The organism is Kribbella sp. ALI-6-A (genome assembly GCF_001984195.1).
Classification (GTDB): domain Bacteria; phylum Actinomycetota; class Actinomycetes; order Propionibacteriales; family Kribbellaceae; genus Kribbella.
The window spans coordinates 1,146,676-1,163,341 of the sequence record NZ_MTQN01000011.1; the positions used below are offsets into that span (position 1 = coordinate 1,146,676).

Consider the following 16,666-nt stretch of genomic DNA (forward strand, 5'->3'; position numbering starts at 1 on the left):
GCGGTGAGCGACCGGTTCACAGAGTTCTCCCAGGAACTCTCAGCTGCCGGTCAGCCAGGCGGGTCAAGCTGCGGGCATGACGACGATCGAAGTACGTGAACTGACCAAGCGGTACGGGCCGGACGTCGTGGTGGACGGGCTGTCGTTCACCGTCGAACCCGGGCACGTGACCGGCTTCCTCGGGCCCAACGGCGCCGGGAAGTCCACGACGATGCGGATGATTCTGGGGCTGGCCCCGCCCACGGCGGGCTCGGTGCGGATCGGTGGGCGGGAGTACGCGCAGCTGCCGGTCCCGCTGACCGAGGTGGGCGCCTTGCTCGACGCCGGGGCGCTGCATCCCGCCCGGCGGGCCGACGACCATCTGCTGGCGATTGCCCAGAGCAACGGGATCGGGCGTCGGCGGGTGGCCGAGGTGCTGGCCATGGTCGGGCTGGAGAAGGTCGCTCACCGGCGGGCCGGAGGATTCTCGCTCGGCATGCGCCAGCGGCTCGGGATCGCGGCCGCGCTGCTCGGCGATCCGCAGATCCTGATCTTCGACGAGCCGGTCAACGGGCTGGACCCGGAGGGCATCCGGTGGATCCGTGACTTCATGCGTACGCTCGCCGCCGAGGGACGCTCGGTGCTGTGCTCGAGTCACCTGATGAGCGAGATGGCCGTCACCGCGGACCACCTGGTGGTGATCGGCCGCGGCCGGCTGATCGCGGACACCAGCATGAGCGAGTTCACCCGGTCGCACGGCGAGGGCACCGTCCTGGTCCGCGCCGAGTACGCCGACGAGCTCGCGCGGCACCTCACCGCCGCCGGCGGCGTCGTACGGCGTGGGCTGGAGCGTTCGCTGATCGTCACCGGGCTGGACTCCGCCGAGATCGGCCGGCTCGCCGCGTTCCACGGCGTCACGTTGTCCGAGCTGACTCCGCAGGCCCCCTCGCTCGAGGACGTGTTCATGGAACTGACTCAGGACAGCGTCGAGTACGCGGGAGCCACGGCATGAGCGCCGCGACGCGACCGGTCGAGACCGGACCAGCCGCCCGGACCCAGGTGCGGTTCGCCGACCTGCTGCGCTCGGAGTGGACGAAGTTCCGCAGTCTGCCCTCGGTCCGATGGACGCTCCTGGCGATGCTGGTGTTCACCACGGGCATCACCCTGCTCGTCTGCGGCGGTGACCAGGGCAGATACAGCGCGCTGAGTCCCGAGGACCAGCTGGCCTGGGACCCGACGGCTCTGTCGCTCAACAGCTTCTTCATGGCCCAGCTGTGCGTCAGCGTGCTCGGCATCCTGGTCGTCACCTCCGAGTACGCGACCGGAACCATCCGTACGTCGCTGTCGGCGATGCCGCGCCGGGGCCGGCTGCTGGCGGCAAAGACCTCGGTGTTCACGGTCGTCGCGTTGATCGCCGGACAGCTGACGTCGTTCGTCGCCTTCCTCGCCGGTCAGGCGATGATCGGCAGTCACGACGGATCGCCCACCGCGTCGCTGGGCGATCCAGGAGTGCTGACGGCCGTCTCCGGCACCGGTCTGTATCTGGCTGCGATCGGCCTGCTGGCGGTGGCCGTCGGCACGCTCACCCGGGCCACCGCGGGAGGTCTGGCCGTCCAGGTCGGGATCACGCTGCTGGTACCGGCCTTCGGCGGTGCGCTTCCGTCCGGGGTGCAGAAGGCGTTCGCGTACTGGCCGTCGCTCGGCGGGCCGGAGATCCGGAACCTGGTTCCGACGCCGGAGTACCCCGACGCGTGGACGAACTTGGCCGGGATGACCGCCGGGATCGCGGTCGTGCTGGTGGTGGCCTTCGCCGTCTTCCGGCGGCGCGAGGTCTGATGGGCGCCTGGGCCCACGGTGCGATGGACCGATTCCGTGGCGGCGGCTCCGTATTGTGGCTGCCATGGGCGACGGGGAAGCGACGGGCCCGGCCGTGACCCGACCGGCCGGCACCGAGCGTCTGCTGGTGGTGGACGACGAGGCGACGGTGCGCGAGCTGCTGTCGGCGACGCTGCGGTTCGCGGGGTTCTCGGTCGCCTCGGCGTCCACCGGCGCCGAGGCGATCGCCGCCGCCACCAAGGAACCGCCGGACCTGGTGCTGCTCGACGTGATGCTGCCCGACGTGGACGGCTTCGAGGTCGTCCGGGCGCTGCGGGAACGCAGCCCCGGGCGAGGCCGATCGGGCCCCGTGCCGGTGCTGTTCCTGACCGCCCGCGATCGGCAGGCCGACAAGGTGACGGGGTTGTCGCTGGGAGCCGACGACTACGTCACCAAGCCGTTCGACCTGGAGGAGCTGATCGCGCGGATCCGGGCGATCCTGCGGCGTACGTCCGGCGTACCCGCCGCCCTGCTCACCGTCGGCGACCTGGAGCTCGACGTGGAAGGGCACCAGGTCACTCGGCAAGGCCGGCCGGTTCGCCTGTCCGCGACGGAGTTCCGCCTGCTGCACTACCTGATGCAGAACGCCGGTCACGTCGTCTCCAAGGCGCAGATCCTGGACCGGGTGTGGGCCTACGACTTCGGCGGTGACGCGAGCATCGTCGACACCTACATCTCCTACCTGCGTCGCAAGGCCGACACCGGCGAGCCGAAACTCATCCAGACCGTGCACGGCATCGGCTACGTGATGCGCGAGCCGCGGCGGTGAGGCGGCTGTCGCTGCGGTCCCGGCTGGTGCTGATCACCCTTGTTCTGCTCGTGGTCGGCCTCGCCGCGGGCAGCACGATCGTCACCTCACGGCTACAGGACCACCTCGAGACCCGGCTGGATTCGGAACTCCGCTCGGTCGGGCGACTGCTGCAGTTGTCCGGCGCCCCGATCAACCCGGACCGCGCGGACGCCAACGCCCAGCAGCTGGCGCTGGGACTGGACCTGTTCGGCAGCCCGTACTTCGTGTTCCTCGACCCGGCCGGCACCGTCGTCAGCGAGGTCAGCTCTCCGCGGATCGGTCCTGACCAGCTGCCGCGGGTGGAGGACCTCCGCAAGGCGCCGCCGGGCGGTTCCGCCGTCGTCGTCACCTCGGCCGACGGCGCCAGCCGGTGGCGCGCGATCGCTTTGTCCCGGCAGTCCGGCTCGCTGATCGTGGCGGGTTCGTTCGCCGAGGCCGACTCCACGGTCGCCCGAGTACGGCGGAGCAGCCTGATCGCCGGTTCGCTGACCCTGGCCGCGCTCGCCGTCGCCGGCTGGTTCGCGGTGAACGGCGGTCTGCGGCCGCTGCGCCGGATCGAGCACACCGCGGCGGCCATCGCGGGCGGCGACCTGTCGCGCCGGGTGCCGGACCTCGCCGCGCCAGGCACCGAGATCGGCCGCCTGTCCGCCTCGCTGAACACGATGCTGGTCCAGCTGGAGCAGGCCTTCGCCGACCGGTCGGCCTCCGAAGCCCGGATGCGCGCTTTCGTCTCCGACGTCAGCCACGAGCTGCGCACCCCGCTGTTCGGGATCAAAGGCTTCACCGAGCTGTACCGGATGGGCGCCCTGTCCGAACCGGCGGACGTCGACGCGACCATGCGCCGGATCGAGCAGGAGGCCGGGAGGCTGGCCGGCCTGACCGAGGATCTGCTGCTGCTCGCGCAACTCGACGAGGCGCCGGAGTCCCTGCTCGAGCCGGCGCCGATGGACCTGCGGACACTGGCCAACGACGCCCGGCACGACCTGCGCGCGCTGGACCCGTCACGGCCGGTCGAGCTGACCGGCCCCGGCGGTGGCCCGCCCGGACCGGCGCCGGTGTTGGGTGACGAGGCGCGCCTCCGCCAGGTCGTCACCAACCTGGTCGGCAACGCCGTGGCCCACACCCCACCCGGTACGCCGGTACGGATCGGAGTCGGCACCACCGAGAACCGCGCGGTTCTGGAGATCTCCGACCAGGGTCCGGGACTGACCGCCGAGCAGGCCGGCCGCGTGTTCGACCGCTTCTACCGGGCCGACCGCTCGCGCAGCCGCTCCGGGGGTGCCAACGCGGGCCTGGGTCTGGCGATCGCTCGATCGCTGGCCCAGGCCCACGGTGGCGACGTGGAGCTGACGACCGCCGCGGGGAAAGGTGCCTGCTTCCGGATCACGCTTCCCCTGGCGGCTCGTCCCTGATCGACCGCTTACCCCGTGTAGGTCGCGCTCAGGTGGTAGAGCCGGCCACCCCAGCCCTCCTCGGGGAAGGAGTCCGAGACGCGCACGTACGCGACCTTGTCCGGACCGAGGTGCGGCGTCAGGTCGAACGTCCGGGCGGCCTTGTTCTCGCCGCTGTGGACGTGCTGGGTCTCCCGCGCCACGGTGGTCCACTGCCGGCCGTCCCCGCTCACCTCGACGACGTACTCGTTGTCGATCGTCAGCGTCGCGGACGCCGACGTGGTGCCGGACGGGAACGGGAAGCGGTAGACGAAGTACGCGTTGCCGTCGGCAAAGCGGTTCTGTACGCCGTTGCTCTGCGAGCCGCCCGCGTCCCACAGCCAGGGCAGCTCGGCCGCGGTGCCGGTGTCGAAGTCCACGCTGCGCGCCACCAGGATTTCGGCCTGCGTGGTGAACGCCAGGAGTGGGCCGGACGTCGCGGTCACGGTCACCGGGTAGCGGCCGTCCGCCGTACCGCCGGGGATCACCACGTCGAGCTGGACCTCAGCTTGCACCGGTACGGCGTTGCCCTTCGGGCGCAGGGTCACGGTCGCCTGGCGCGGCGTCACGGTCCAGCCCTCGGGAGCCGAGGCCCGTACGTCGGCGATGATCCGTTGTCCCGCTGGTGCCGTCGCCTGGACCCGAGCCACCAGCTTGACGTGGGTCGCACTCGCGCTCGCGGCCATCACCACGGGCTGCGCCGGAGTCATGGTCGCGGACAGGGACCGCACCGGCGGTCGCGCCGGTACGTCGGCGATCAGGGCGCTGAGCGCGCTGGCCTGGGTTCGCCAGTCGAAGACGTTCGGCGTACCGCCGGCCCAGTGCAGTCCGAGTCGTCCGGCCGCATCCCGGTCGTTGTCCCAGACACTGGCGGCCTGCCGGGCCTGGAAAGCGAGGTAGCGGTCGTGCGTGGTGTCGGTCAGGTCCATCCAGTAGCGCAGGAAGATGCCCTTGAACTGCTTCTGGTTGTCGTCGCACACCTTGCCCGGTACGTCGCAGGACTCGGTCAGGATTCCGTTGGAGACCAGGCCGCCAGCGCCGATCGCGGAGTCCGCCAGCCGTCGTACCGTCGTCAGCAGCTGGGGGTTCCGGGTCGCGCGCCACAGCTCGAGGCCGGCGCCGATCGCGAGGCCCTGGTTGTAGGTCCACACGGTCTCGTTGTTGCTCTTGCATGTGCTCGTGGTCAAGCCGTCGTTCACCAGGCCGTCGGCGTTGATCAGGCCGCTGCCGGTGAGCCAGTTCCAGCCCTGTTGCGCGCGGCCGAGCCAGTGCTTGTCACCGGGGATCCGGTTGTGCAGCTCGGCGGTGAGACGGATCCAGAGGCCGTTGGTGACGGCGTTCTTGTACGTGCGCTCGGCGTCCCACCAGACCCCGCCGCCGCAGGTGTCGTCCCAGTAGTCCTCGACGTACCGGGCGATCGTGACCGCCATGTCGAGGTACTTGGGGTTCTTGGTCAGGTCGTAGGTCTGGATCCAGGTCAGCGCCCACCATTCGGAGTCGTCGATGGCGCGGCTGGTGAAGTTGCCGAGCAGCGGATCGCCCGACAGGTAGCCGGCCGGGAAGACGCCCTTGGCCTTCTCGAACGTGTTGTCCAGCTGCGGGAGGTAGCGGCGGTCGCCGGTGCGTTCCGTGTAGTCGCCGATGGTCTGCAGGGCGACGGCGGAGTTCCACCAGCTGGAGGGGAACCAGGCCTTGACCGGCTCGTACGAACTCATCAGGACGTCGGCGGCGACCCGGGCGCGGGCCGTCGCGGTCGGGCCGTCGGCACCTCCGCCCGGATCGGCTCCGGCAGGCAGTGCCGATACCAGTCCGACGGCCAGCGACGCCACGCCGGCCGTCAGGGCACGCAGAACGCGTGAACGATTCAGGATCATGAGCGGATCTCCTCGAGGCTTCCGGGCGGGGCGACCGACCGAGGTTGGAAACGTTTCCTTCCGAGCTGACCGGAGTATCGTCGCCAGCCGGGACAACGATGTCAATGCCGAACGATGAGACGATCAAAGTGCAGTAGTTCAGGTGAATTACAGTCTTTTCCGTCCTGTCCTCCGCCGGAAAGGTCTCGCCGTGAGTCTCGAATTCCTCTGGTACATCCCCAATCAGGTGCAACCCGGACACCGGGGTGACGACGCCACCGCCGGGCACAACAGCCTCGACCGGTTGACCGAGCTCGCGCGGCTGACCGAGCAGCACGGCTGGGGCGGGGCGTTGATCGGGACGGGGTGGGGCCGGCCCGACACGCTCACCGTGGCGACGGCGCTCGCGGCGCGGACGACGACGTTCCAGCCGCTGGCGGCGATCCGGCCGGGCTACTGGCATCCCGCGCAGTTCGCCTCGGCGGCGAGCACGCTCGACGATCTGACCGGCGGGCGACTGCTGATCAACATCGTGTCGGGCCAGGACAGCCTCGCGGCGTACGGCGACAGCGAGGGCGACCAGGCCCAGCGGTACGCGCGGACCAAGGAGTTCCTGCAGCTCGTCCGCCGGTTGTGGACGGAGGAGGACGTCGCCTTCACCGGCGACTACTTCCAGGTCACCGGCTCGACCGTCGCCACCAAGCCGGTCGCGCGCGAGGGCCGTCCCCACCCCCGCCTGTACTTCGGTGGCGCCTCCCCCGCCGCCGAACGCGTCGCGGCGACCGACGCCGACGTCCAACTCTTCTGGGGCGAACCACTCGACGGCATCGCCGAACGCATCGCCCGGCTCGAGACCCTGCAGTCCGAACTCGGCCGCGAACACAAGCCCCTCGAATACGGCCTGCGCATCACCACGCTGATCCGCGACACCACCGATCAGGCCTGGTCCGACGCCGAGGCGAAGGTCGCGAAGATGGCCGAAGGCCGCGGCCTGCCCGACACCCACGGCACCGCCCACCCCGCGGGCAGGCGCTTCAAAGCCGTAGGCCAGCAACGCCTCCTGGAACTCGCCGACCGCGGCGAGGTCCTGGACGACAACCTCTACACGGCCCCCGGCAAGTACGGCGGCGGAGGTGCCGGCACCACCTGGCTCGTCGGCTCCCCCGAGGACGTCGCCAAGTCCCTGCGCAGGTACCAGGACCTCGGCATCACCCACTTCATCCTGTCGGACACCCCCTACCGCGAGGAGATCTCCCGCGTCGGCGACCAGCTCCTGCCTCTCCTCTCCGGCAGGTAGGTGCAGACCACACACAGCCACCTTCCACTTCACCGCTTACGGAACGCTTTCGGGCGTAGATCACCACCGGTACACTTTCGACCACGATCGGTGAACGCGTGAGGCGTAGTGAGGTGTTGTTTTGGCCAGACCGATGACGGCTGACCAGACGGTGGCGGCGTTGCGAAAGTGGGGGGTCAAGTTCCGGGAGTACCCGGGCTGGCGGACGCGGGGGCGACCTGGCGGGTTCGGTGACGTGCGCGGGGTGATGGTGCACCACACCGGCAGCAACTCGCAGAGCAACGACTACCTGAACTTCCTGTTCGTGCGCGGGCGGCCGGAGGACGGGATCCCGGGGCCGCTGTGCAACGTCGCGACCGACTCGGACGGCGATCTGCACCTGGGCGCGGTCGGCCGGGCGAACCACGCCGGCCGGGGATCGTCGACCACGCTCAACCGGGTGACCGCGCAGAACTACGCCGGCTACACCTCCGAACTGCGACCCGGCGTCGACAACGTCGACGGCAACGCGCACTACTACGGCAACGAGGTCCGGTACGACGGCGCTCGGCCGATGACCGCCGCGCAGTACCGGACCGCGCTGCTGCACGCCGCCGCGATCTGCGACTTCCACGGCTGGTCCGCGCTCTCGGTGATCGGGCACCGCGAGCACAGCCGCCGCAAGGTCGACCCAGGCCGCAACCCGATGAACAAATTCCGCACCGACCTGGCCGCCGTACTGCGGGCCGGACCCGATGGAGACGACATGGCAAACGCCGACGAGGTACTCGCCGAGCTGAGGAAGTTCCAGACCGCCGAAGCGCAGCGGTACGCCGACCTGGCGAACCGGGTGCAGAGCCTGATCGACCAGGAGGAAGGCCGGTACGCCGATCTGCAGCGCCGGGTCCAAGGTCTGGTCAACCAGGAGGCCGGCCGGTACGCCGACTACGTCCGCCGCTTCAACGCGATCCTGGCCGCGCTGCCCAACGGCGCTCAGCTCCCGCCGATGGATCCCCCGGCGGAACCGGAAGCGGTTCCGAAACCCGAGGAGACTTCTTCCACCTCTTGAATTAAGAAAGGAAGTTGGCTTTCCTGGTGAGTCACCCTCACCAAGGAGAGCCCCGCATGTCTGGAGTCGCCCCACTCCGTCCGCCCCCGCGTGCCCGCAACCGGCGGTTCGCCGCGATCGCCGCGGCGACCGTGGCCGCCGTCGCCGCCACCACCCTGACGGTGGTGAACTCGCCGGACGCCACCGCCGCCATCTCCCCCACCGGCTGGAACACCGTCGCCGCCAAGCACAGTGGCAAGTGCGTCGACGCCCGCGCGGCCGCGACCGCCAACGGCACCGCCGTACAGCAGTACACCTGCAACAGCAGCACCGCCCAGCAGTGGCAGTTCCAGCCCACCACTGACGGCTACGTGCGGATCAACGCGCGCAACGCCGCGAGCCAGGTACTGGACGTCACGAACGTCTCCACCGCTGACAGCGCCCTGATCCAGTTGTGGGCCTATGGCAACGGAAACAACCAGCAGTGGCGTCCGGTCGAGGAGGCCGACGGCGCCTACCACCTCGTCAACCGCCACAGCGGCAAGTGCCTCGACGTGCCGTCCGCCTCGAGCGCGGACAGCGTCCAGCTGCAGCAGTACACCTGCAACGGCAGCGCCGCCCAATCGTTCAGGATCAGCCCCGTGGACGGTACGCCCCCGACCAACCCACCCGGTACGCCGGACCTCGGCCCGAACGTCTCGGTCTTCGACCCGTCGATGCCGGCCAGCCAGATCCAGTCGCGGCTCGACCAGGTCTTCGCGCAGCAGGAGGAGAACCAGTACGGCGAACAGCGGTACGCGCTGCTGTTCAAGCCCGGCAGCTACAACGTCAGCGCCAACGTCGGCTTCTTCACCCAGGTGGCCGGCCTCGGCCTGACGCCGGGCAGCGTGAACATCAACGGCGCGGTGCACGTCGAGGCCGACTGGTTCCCGCCGCAGAACGCGACGCACAACTTTTGGCGCGGCGCCGAAGGACTCACCGTCACTCCGCCCGGCGGGCTCGACCGATGGGCGGTCAGCCAGGCGTCGGCGTACCGGCGGATGCATCTGAAGGGCAACCTCGCGCTCGACGACGGCGGCTGGGCCAGCGGCGGCTTCATGGCCGACACGCTCGTCGACGGCCAGGTCCGCTCCGGCAGCCAGCAGCAGTGGCTGTCCCGCAACACCAACTGGGGCAGCTGGACCGGGCAGAACTGGAACATGGTTTTTGTCGGCGCGCAGAACGCCCCGGCCGGCACGTTCCCCAACCCGCCGTACACGAAGGTCGCGCAGACCCCGATCATCCGCGAGAAGCCCTACCTGTACGTCGACAACGCCGGCGCGTACCAGGTGTTCGTCCCGGCGCTGAAGGCGAACACGGCGGGCCCCAGCTGGACCAGCGGAACCCCGGCCGGTCAGTCGCTGCCGATCAGCCAGTTCTACGTCGCCAAGCCGGGCGTGTCGGCCGCGACGCTGAACGCGGAACTTGCCTCAGGCAAGAATCTGCTGTTCACCCCGGGAATCTTCCGGCTGTCCGAGCCGCTGCGGATCACCCGGCCGGACACGGTCGTGCTCGGCCTCGGCCTGGCGACGCTGATGCCGACCAACGGCAACAGCGCGATCACCGTCGCGGACGTGGACGGCGTCAAGGTGGCCGGCGTACTGATCGACGCGGCGCCGACGAACTCGGCACTGCTGATGGAGGTCGGTCCGACCGGCTCGTCGGCGAGCCACAGCGCGAACCCGACGTCGCTGCACGACGTGTACTTCCGGATCGGCGGGTCGGCGGTCGGCAAGGCGACCGAGACGCTGCGGATCAACAGCGACAACGTGATCCTCGACCACGCGTGGCTGTGGCGCGGCGACCACTCCTTCGGCGTCGGCTGGAACACCAACACCGCCGACGTCGGTCTGGTGGTCAACGGCGACGATGTCACGGCGTACGGGCTGTTCGTCGAGCATTACCAGAAGTACCAGACGATCTGGAACGGCAACGGCGGGCGGACGTACTTCTACCAGAACGAGATGCCGTACGACCCGCCGAACCAGGCCGCCTGGATGAACGGCTCGACCCGTGGGTACGCCGCGTACAAGGTGGCCGACTCGGTCACCACGCACGAGGCCTGGGGGCTCGGCAGCTACTGCGTCTTCACCAGTGACGCGAGCATCGTCGCCGAGCGCGCCTTCGAGGTGCCGAACAAGGCGGGCGTGAAGTTCCACAACATGGTCACCGTCTCGCTCGGCGGCCGCGGCACGATCGCGCACGTCATCAACAACACCGGCGGGCCGTCCAACTCCAGCACCAACGTCGCCCAGTGGGTCAACTATCCCTAAGAGTTCACGCTGCGCTGTGGAATAGTTACAGTCATGGTCTCACCATAGGAACGAACTTTCCGCCCCGTTCCGAAGGTGAGACCATGACTCCGATCAGTCGTAGATCCTTTGTGCTCGGTGGGCTCGCAGCGGCCGGTGCCGCCGCTGTGCCCGCTTACTCCAGCGTCGTCAACGCCACCGCCGCCGTCCCGTACCCCTTCCAGCTCGGCGTCGCGTCCGGAGAACCCGACGCGAGCAGCGTCGTGCTCTGGACGCGCCTGGCCCCCTCCCCGCTGAACGCCGACGGCCAGGGCGGGATGGCCAACACCAACGTGGTGGTCGACTGGCAGGTCTCCACCGACGACCGCTTCACCACGCTGGTCGCCTCCGGATCCGTCACCGCGACGTACGCCGCGGCCCACTCCGTGCATGTCGTCGCCGGAGGGCTCAGCCCGGACGCCGACTACTACTACCGCTTCCGCGCCCAGGGTCACCTCTCCCCGGTCGGCCGGACCCGGACCGCGCCCGCGCCGGGCACCAACGGCCGCGACCTGGTGATGGCGTTCACCTCCTGCTCGCACTACGAGGAGGGCTACTTCACCGTCTACCGACGGATGGCCGAGGACAACCCGGGCGTCATCCTGCACCTGGGCGACTACATCTACGAGTACGGCGCGACGAGCGGCCGCCCGCGGCTGCACGCCGGGACGTCGGAGATCGTCTCGCTGGCTGACTACCGCCGCCGGTACGCGCAGTACAAGTCGGACCCCGATCTCCAGGCGGCGCACGCCGCGGCGCCGTGGATCGTCGTACCGGACGACCACGAGGTCGAGAACAATGTGGCCGGCAACGTCCGAGCCGACAGCACACCGGCCCTGACCGCGGCCCAGTGGACCGCGCGCCGGACCGCGGCGTACAAGGCGTACTACGAGAACATGCCGTTGCGGCCGGCGCAGGCTCCGGGCGGCGCGAGCATCCCGCTGTACCGCAGGCTGCCGTGGGGCAAGCTGGCCAGCTTCCACATGCTCGACACCCGGCAGTACCGCAACGACCAGGCGTGCGGCGACGGCTGGAAGGTCTGCTCGGACGCCGACCTGGCCAGCCGCAGTCTGCCGGGCAACGCCCAGGAGACCTGGTTGCTGAACAACCTCGCGCAGCGCACCGCGACCTGGGACGTGATCGGTCAGCAGGTGTTCTTCGCGCGACGGTTCAACTCGACCGGCGCGAGCATGGACTCGTGGGACGGCTACCGCGCCTCGCGGGCCCGGATCCAGCAGGGCTGGGTCGATCGCGGCGTGCGCAATCCGCTCGTGCTGACCGGTGACGTGCACCGCGCCTGGGCCAGCAACTTGGTTGCCGACTACAACAACCCGGCGTCCGCCGTGATCGGTCAGGAGCTCGTCACGAGCTCGGTCTCCTCCGGTGGCGACGGCGACGGCGCGACCACCATCCCGGATGTCGGCACGAACCCGTGGCTGAAGTTCTACAACAACCGGCGCGGGTACGTCCGGACCACGTTCAGCCCGACGCAGCTGCGCGCGGACTTCCGGGCAGTGGCCAAGGTCTCCGAACACGGCGCCGCGGCGACCACGGTGAAGTCGTTCGTTGTCGAAGAGGGCCGTCCCGGCCTGCAGACGGTCTGAGGGGGAACGGACATGCACAGGATTCTGGGGATCACCGTCGCGTCGGTGCTGCTCGGCGCGACCGGCGTACTGACTGCTCAGGCGGCACCGGCCGCCGTCGCGGCGCCCACGTGGGTGACCGCGAACAGCGACTCCACCGGCGACCAGGACGGCGCGGCGATCGCGACCAACCGGAACGGGTACGTCGCGGTGGTCTGGGAGGACGACCGCGACACCACGGCGCCGGAGGACAACGCGCACAGCGAGATCTATCTTCGGCTGTTCCGCAACGGGACGGCGGTCTACGAGAAGAAGCTGTCGGCCGCCGGCGGCAGTGGCGTCACCAACTGGCGGCACCTGACGCCGGACGTCGGTCTGGACGACAAGGGCAACGCGGTCGTGGTGTGGGCCGACGACCCGGACGGCAACGGCTACTACAACATCCCGTACCGGGTGGTGAACACCGCCGGGACCGTCACGGCGTCCGGCAGCGCGAACACCAGCTCGGACGGGCAGCAGATCAAGCCGCGCGTCGCGGTCGACCCGGACGGCGCTCCGTCGAGCGCGGCCGTCGCGTTCACCGTCGCCTGGGAAGACATTCAGACCGGTACGCCGGCCACGATCAAGGCGGCCGGGTTCACCGGCCCGACCACGCGCGCCTGGGAGGTGACCGCCTCGGCGACGACCGGGCAGCACCACAATCCCGATGTCGCGGTGTCGGCGTCCGGCGACGCGGTCGTGGTCTGGGACGACGACGGTGACGCCAACGCGTCGTACGACGTGGGCTTGGTCCGGCTGGCCCGGACGAACGGTGCGGTCAACCTCTCCCGCCGTACGGCGAACGCCACGCTCACCGGGGAGCAGACCCGCGCGAGCGTCGCGGCCAACTTCAACGGCGACTTCGCTGTCGCGTGGCAGTCGGGTACTTCGGGTGCGACGCGCTCCTTCACCTCCACCGGCGCGGCGCGCCACGCGGACGTGCAGGTGGCAACAGGCGTGAGGCTTCCGTCCATCGGCATCGACGACCAGGCCAACACCGTCGTCGGCTGGACTGCCCAGGCCACCGACCTCGACGTCTGGCTCCGAGGCTTCGGCCCGAACGGCACCGACACCGGCCGCCTCACCGCCCAACGCCTCAGCCAGGCCACCACCGGCCGCCAGGAACAACTGGCGGTTGCGGTGTCCCCGTGGTCGGAGGTCGCCATCGCCTACACCGACGACAACGACGGCAACACGTTCGACCAGGTCATCCTCGGCCACAGCTTCGCCAACAACGGCTGGTGATCCGCTGATCCGGGTGTCCTGGGGAGAGATCGACCCCAGGACATCCGGTTGCACCAGGCAACTAAACGCGGTCGACTCTGGAGCACACCGCCTCGACTCCACGGAAGACCGCCGCGATCTGCTCGCGGACCGAACGTTCAGACCCTCAACGCTGCTGACCCCTAGGATCTGGCTCGCACCGGGCGGCGCGCGTAGCGTCCTGACTCGTAATCGCTGTCAGGAGCCGGGCGGCCATCTCGCCCCGCGGATCACGCCACAGCTGGAGGGAGTCATCATGCACGGATCACCACTTGGCATGACAGGCGACTACGAGCAACGTACGGGCTGGCTCCTGGACGGCGCGGCCGTTGCCTTTCTGGTTGCGTACGCCGTGCCGATTCTGCACCCCGGTCTGTCGCCTGCCTGGGTTCGGGCTTGCGCGGTCGCCAGCTGGACTGTCTGGGGATTGTTTGCTGCCGACTACTTCATCAGACTGAGCCTGGCCGAGGATCGAAGGCGGTTCGTTCGAGGGAACCTGGTCGCTCTGGCGGTGATCGTGCTGCCGCTTCTGCGACCAATGCGTCTTGTCCGGCTGCTTCCGGTACTGGCGAGGATGCAGCATGCCGGGATGTCTCTGCGGGGTCGGGCGACGACGTACGTCGTCGCTGGCGCGGTTCTACTGGGGTTTGTGGCCTCACTGGCCGTGCTGGATGCGGAGCGCGGTAGCACCGAAGCCAACATCACCTCGTTCGGTGACGCGCTCTGGTGGGCCACCACGACGGTGACAACGGTCGGCTACGGCGACCACTTCCCCACTACCGGCGAAGGCCGGATCGTAGGCGTGGGTCTGATGCTCGGCGGCATCGCCCTCGTTGGCACGGTGACCGCCGCGCTCGCGAGCTGGTTTGTCGAGCAGCAAAGCAAAGAGGTCCCGAAGTAGACGGGCCCACGGCCGCTGTCACAGCCTTGGACGGCCAGTCAGGGACTGGGATTAGCCATCTCCGGGGGACGGTGGTCAGCGAACGAGAACCGTCGCGACCGATCGCGAGAATCGCCGGATCCCCTGTCCTGCAAGGGATACAGAAGAAACTGTCGGTGGCGTAGTACACAGTTATCGGTATGACGAACTGGGGCACGCGGCCGATCTGGTCGATGAGCGGCAGCGACATGCTCGCTGCCCTCGACGCGGTCCACGCTGACCTCGCGCGCCTGCAGACCTACCGACTCGAGCTCCTGGCCGCCCTCGACGCCAACGGCCACGCGGCCGAGCTCGGCGCCCGCGACACGGCCGAACTCATCGCGTTCCGCCACCGCCTGGACCCCCGTGAGGTCCGCCGGGATCTCCGCCTGGCAACGGCGCTCCCGAAATACCCCGATGTCCAGGCCGCACTGACCTCCCCCGACGGCAGTTCGGCCGATCAGCCGGACCTGCACCCCGCGCAAGCCGAAGCCATCGTCACGACCCTGGAGCGAATCCCGACCGCCGCAATGGTCCCCGTCGAGCACCTGCGAGTCGCCGAACAGCAGATGGTCAAGGCCGCCCAAGCCCTCAACCCTTCCGACCTCCGCACGTTGGGCAAGCGGATCCGCGACAGACTGGACACCGACGGCACAGAACCCGCCGAGGCCCGCGCCCTGGCCGCCGAAACACTGTGGCTCAAGCGCGGCGACCTCGGCGTCGAGTTCGGCGGCTACCTGGCCGGCGAAAATGCCGAGCTGTTCCAAACCCTGATCGTCGCCGGCGCCCGCCCCTACCTGACCGCCGACGGCGAACGCGACCCGCGAAGCCGAGGCAAGCGCCAGGCCGACGCACTCACCCAACTCCTCACCACCGCCGCCGCCACCGGCTCAGCAGCCCCCGCCCACGGCAGCATCAAGCCCCACCTGACCGTCACCATCGATCTAGAGAACCTCAAATCCGCAACCGGCACAGGCGTCCTCGGCTCCGGCACCACCCTGTCGGCCTCAGCAATACGCCGCATCGCCTGCGACGCCGGCATCATCCCGCTGGTCCTCGGCAGCACCTCCGAGCCCCTCGACGTCGGCACCGAACACCGCTTCGTCACCCAAGCCATCCGTCACGCCCTCAACACGAGAGACAGCGGCTGCGTCATCTGCAAGGCACCTCCGGCAATGTGCGACGCCCACCACATCGTCCACTGGGCAGACGGAGGCCGCACCGACATCACCAACCTCGCACTGCTGTGCAAGCCCCACCACATCGCAGTCCACCAAGGCCATTGGACCGTCCACTTCCAGAACGGCCGCCCCCACTACACCCGCCCCGCCTGGTCCACCACCCCCAACAAACCATCCAAGGACCCGCCGTCCACCGCCGCCTGATCCACGGGGCGGGCCGCGCTGCATTGGCAGTGCGCCGCGCCGCACCGTGGTGCGTTGCCAGTGCGCCGCGTTGCGTTGGCAATGCGCCGCGGCTGACCCGTGGTGCGCATCGCCGGTCCCCGCGACCGAGCCGCACTGCGTCGGCGGCGCGCCCGTCGCGCTGCGTCAGCGATGCACCCTGCCATGCTGCTTCGGCAGCGCGCCGCCGTGCTGCTTGGGCAGGGCGCCGCGCGCGTGCCGCGCTGCATCGGCGGTGCGCCGATCGTGCCGCGTCGGCAGTGCGCCGACCCGCTGCCTGCAGAGACGATGCTCGCCGTGAACGGCGGCCGGGCTGGCGTCGAGCTCGAGCGACAGCCGCGGGCCGCGCTGCATCGGCAGTGGCCGCGGCCGGGGCCGAGCCGTGCGGTACTGGGCAGTGCGCCGCGCGCACTACGTCGACAGTGCGCGGCGACCGAGGCGCGCTGCATTGGCGATGCCCCGCAGCCGAGCCCGTGATGTGTTAGCGGAGTGCGCCGCGGCCGAGTCGAGCTGCGTCGGCGGTACTCCCGACATGCTGCGTGCACTGCGCTGCGTGCCCGGCGACGATCTCGACCCCATGCGCGTGTGCTTCGGCAGTACGCCGCAAGTGTTGCTTAGGCAGGGTGCCGCGGCCGAACCGTGCCGCTGCGTCGGCGGTGCGGCGCGACGGAGCGCAGCCGCATCGCCAGTGCCCCGCAGCCGAGCCGTGCTGCCATTGCCGGTGCCCCGGCGGCCGAGCCCGGCCGCATCGCCGGTCCCCCGCGACCGAGCCCTGCCGCATCACCAGTCCCCTGCGGCAGTCTCACCGAGCAGCTGGCCGGGGAAATGCTTTGCGCGCTCGGCGCGGCTTGGGGTACGCCGGCGCGGCTCGGGGAACG

The 16,666-nt window shown here is 69.8% G+C and carries 13 protein-coding genes; 12 read left to right on the forward strand and 1 reads right to left on the reverse strand.

The features are described from left to right. Window positions 1–76 precede the first annotated feature (76 nt). From BWI15_RS25895 to BWI15_RS25910, 4 genes are all read left to right on the forward strand, one after another. Window positions 77–991 carry an ABC transporter ATP-binding protein gene (locus BWI15_RS25895; RefSeq protein ID WP_077017023.1) on the forward strand — a complete coding sequence of 305 codons (915 nt, stop codon included), beginning with the start codon at window positions 77–79 and terminating at the stop codon, window positions 989–991. Beyond that, a complete protein-coding gene (locus tag BWI15_RS25900; RefSeq protein WP_083751005.1) occupies window positions 988–1,815 on the forward strand; it encodes an ABC transporter permease in 828 nt (275 codons plus the stop codon). Before BWI15_RS25895 ends, BWI15_RS25900 begins: the two co-directional genes overlap by 4 nt. 64 nt (window positions 1,816–1,879) lie before the next feature. Then, window positions 1,880–2,623 (forward strand): response regulator transcription factor, encoded by a 744-nt coding sequence (locus BWI15_RS25905; protein ID WP_077017024.1) that lies wholly within the window; start codon window positions 1,880–1,882, stop codon window positions 2,621–2,623. Beyond that, complete coding sequence (locus tag BWI15_RS25910) at window positions 2,620–4,056, forward strand: sensor histidine kinase (protein ID WP_077017025.1); 1,437 nt, start codon at window positions 2,620–2,622, stop codon at window positions 4,054–4,056. Before BWI15_RS25905 ends, BWI15_RS25910 begins: the two co-directional genes overlap by 4 nt. Window positions 4,057–4,064: 8 nt before the next feature. On the opposite strand, the gene BWI15_RS25915 is transcribed toward BWI15_RS25910, so the two are convergent. Continuing rightward, window positions 4,065–5,948 (reverse strand): glycoside hydrolase family 76 protein, encoded by a 1,884-nt coding sequence (locus BWI15_RS25915; RefSeq protein ID WP_077017026.1) that lies wholly within the window; start codon window positions 5,946–5,948, stop codon window positions 4,065–4,067. Window positions 5,949–6,138: 190 nt separating this feature from the next. Here BWI15_RS25915 and BWI15_RS25920 point away from each other — a divergent pair, with 190 nt between their 5' ends. The 8 genes from BWI15_RS25920 to BWI15_RS38925 all read left to right on the forward strand — a co-directional run bounded on the left by BWI15_RS25920 (window position 6,139) and on the right by BWI15_RS38925 (window position 16,265). Next, window positions 6,139–7,224: an LLM class flavin-dependent oxidoreductase gene (locus BWI15_RS25920; protein ID WP_077017027.1), complete on the forward strand. Its 1,086-nt coding sequence runs from the start codon at window positions 6,139–6,141 to the stop codon at window positions 7,222–7,224. A gap of 133 nt (window positions 7,225–7,357) precedes the next feature. Then, window positions 7,358–8,272: a peptidoglycan recognition protein family protein gene (locus tag BWI15_RS25925; protein WP_077017028.1), complete on the forward strand. Its 915-nt coding sequence runs from the start codon at window positions 7,358–7,360 to the stop codon at window positions 8,270–8,272. A gap of 56 nt (window positions 8,273–8,328) precedes the next feature. Continuing rightward, window positions 8,329–10,563, forward strand: coding sequence for an RICIN domain-containing protein (locus BWI15_RS25930; RefSeq protein WP_077017029.1), 2,235 nt, complete (start codon window positions 8,329–8,331; stop codon window positions 10,561–10,563). Between the two features lie 83 nt (window positions 10,564–10,646). Next, a complete protein-coding gene (locus BWI15_RS25935; RefSeq protein WP_077017030.1) occupies window positions 10,647–12,185 on the forward strand; it encodes an alkaline phosphatase D family protein in 1,539 nt (512 codons plus the stop codon). A gap of 12 nt (window positions 12,186–12,197) precedes the next feature. After that, window positions 12,198–13,448, forward strand: coding sequence for a hypothetical protein (locus tag BWI15_RS25940; protein WP_077017031.1), 1,251 nt, complete (start codon window positions 12,198–12,200; stop codon window positions 13,446–13,448). Window positions 13,449–13,743: 295 nt separating this feature from the next. Continuing rightward, a complete protein-coding gene (locus BWI15_RS25945; protein WP_077017032.1) occupies window positions 13,744–14,367 on the forward strand; it encodes a potassium channel family protein in 624 nt (207 codons plus the stop codon). Between the two features lie 179 nt (window positions 14,368–14,546). Beyond that, window positions 14,547–15,770: an HNH endonuclease signature motif containing protein gene (locus BWI15_RS25950; protein ID WP_077017033.1), complete on the forward strand. Its 1,224-nt coding sequence runs from the start codon at window positions 14,547–14,549 to the stop codon at window positions 15,768–15,770. Window positions 15,771–15,953: 183 nt separating this feature from the next. Further along, window positions 15,954–16,265, forward strand: a complete 312-nt coding sequence (locus BWI15_RS38925; RefSeq protein WP_143465816.1) for a hypothetical protein — start codon at window positions 15,954–15,956, stop codon at window positions 16,263–16,265. Window positions 16,266–16,666 lie beyond the last annotated feature (401 nt).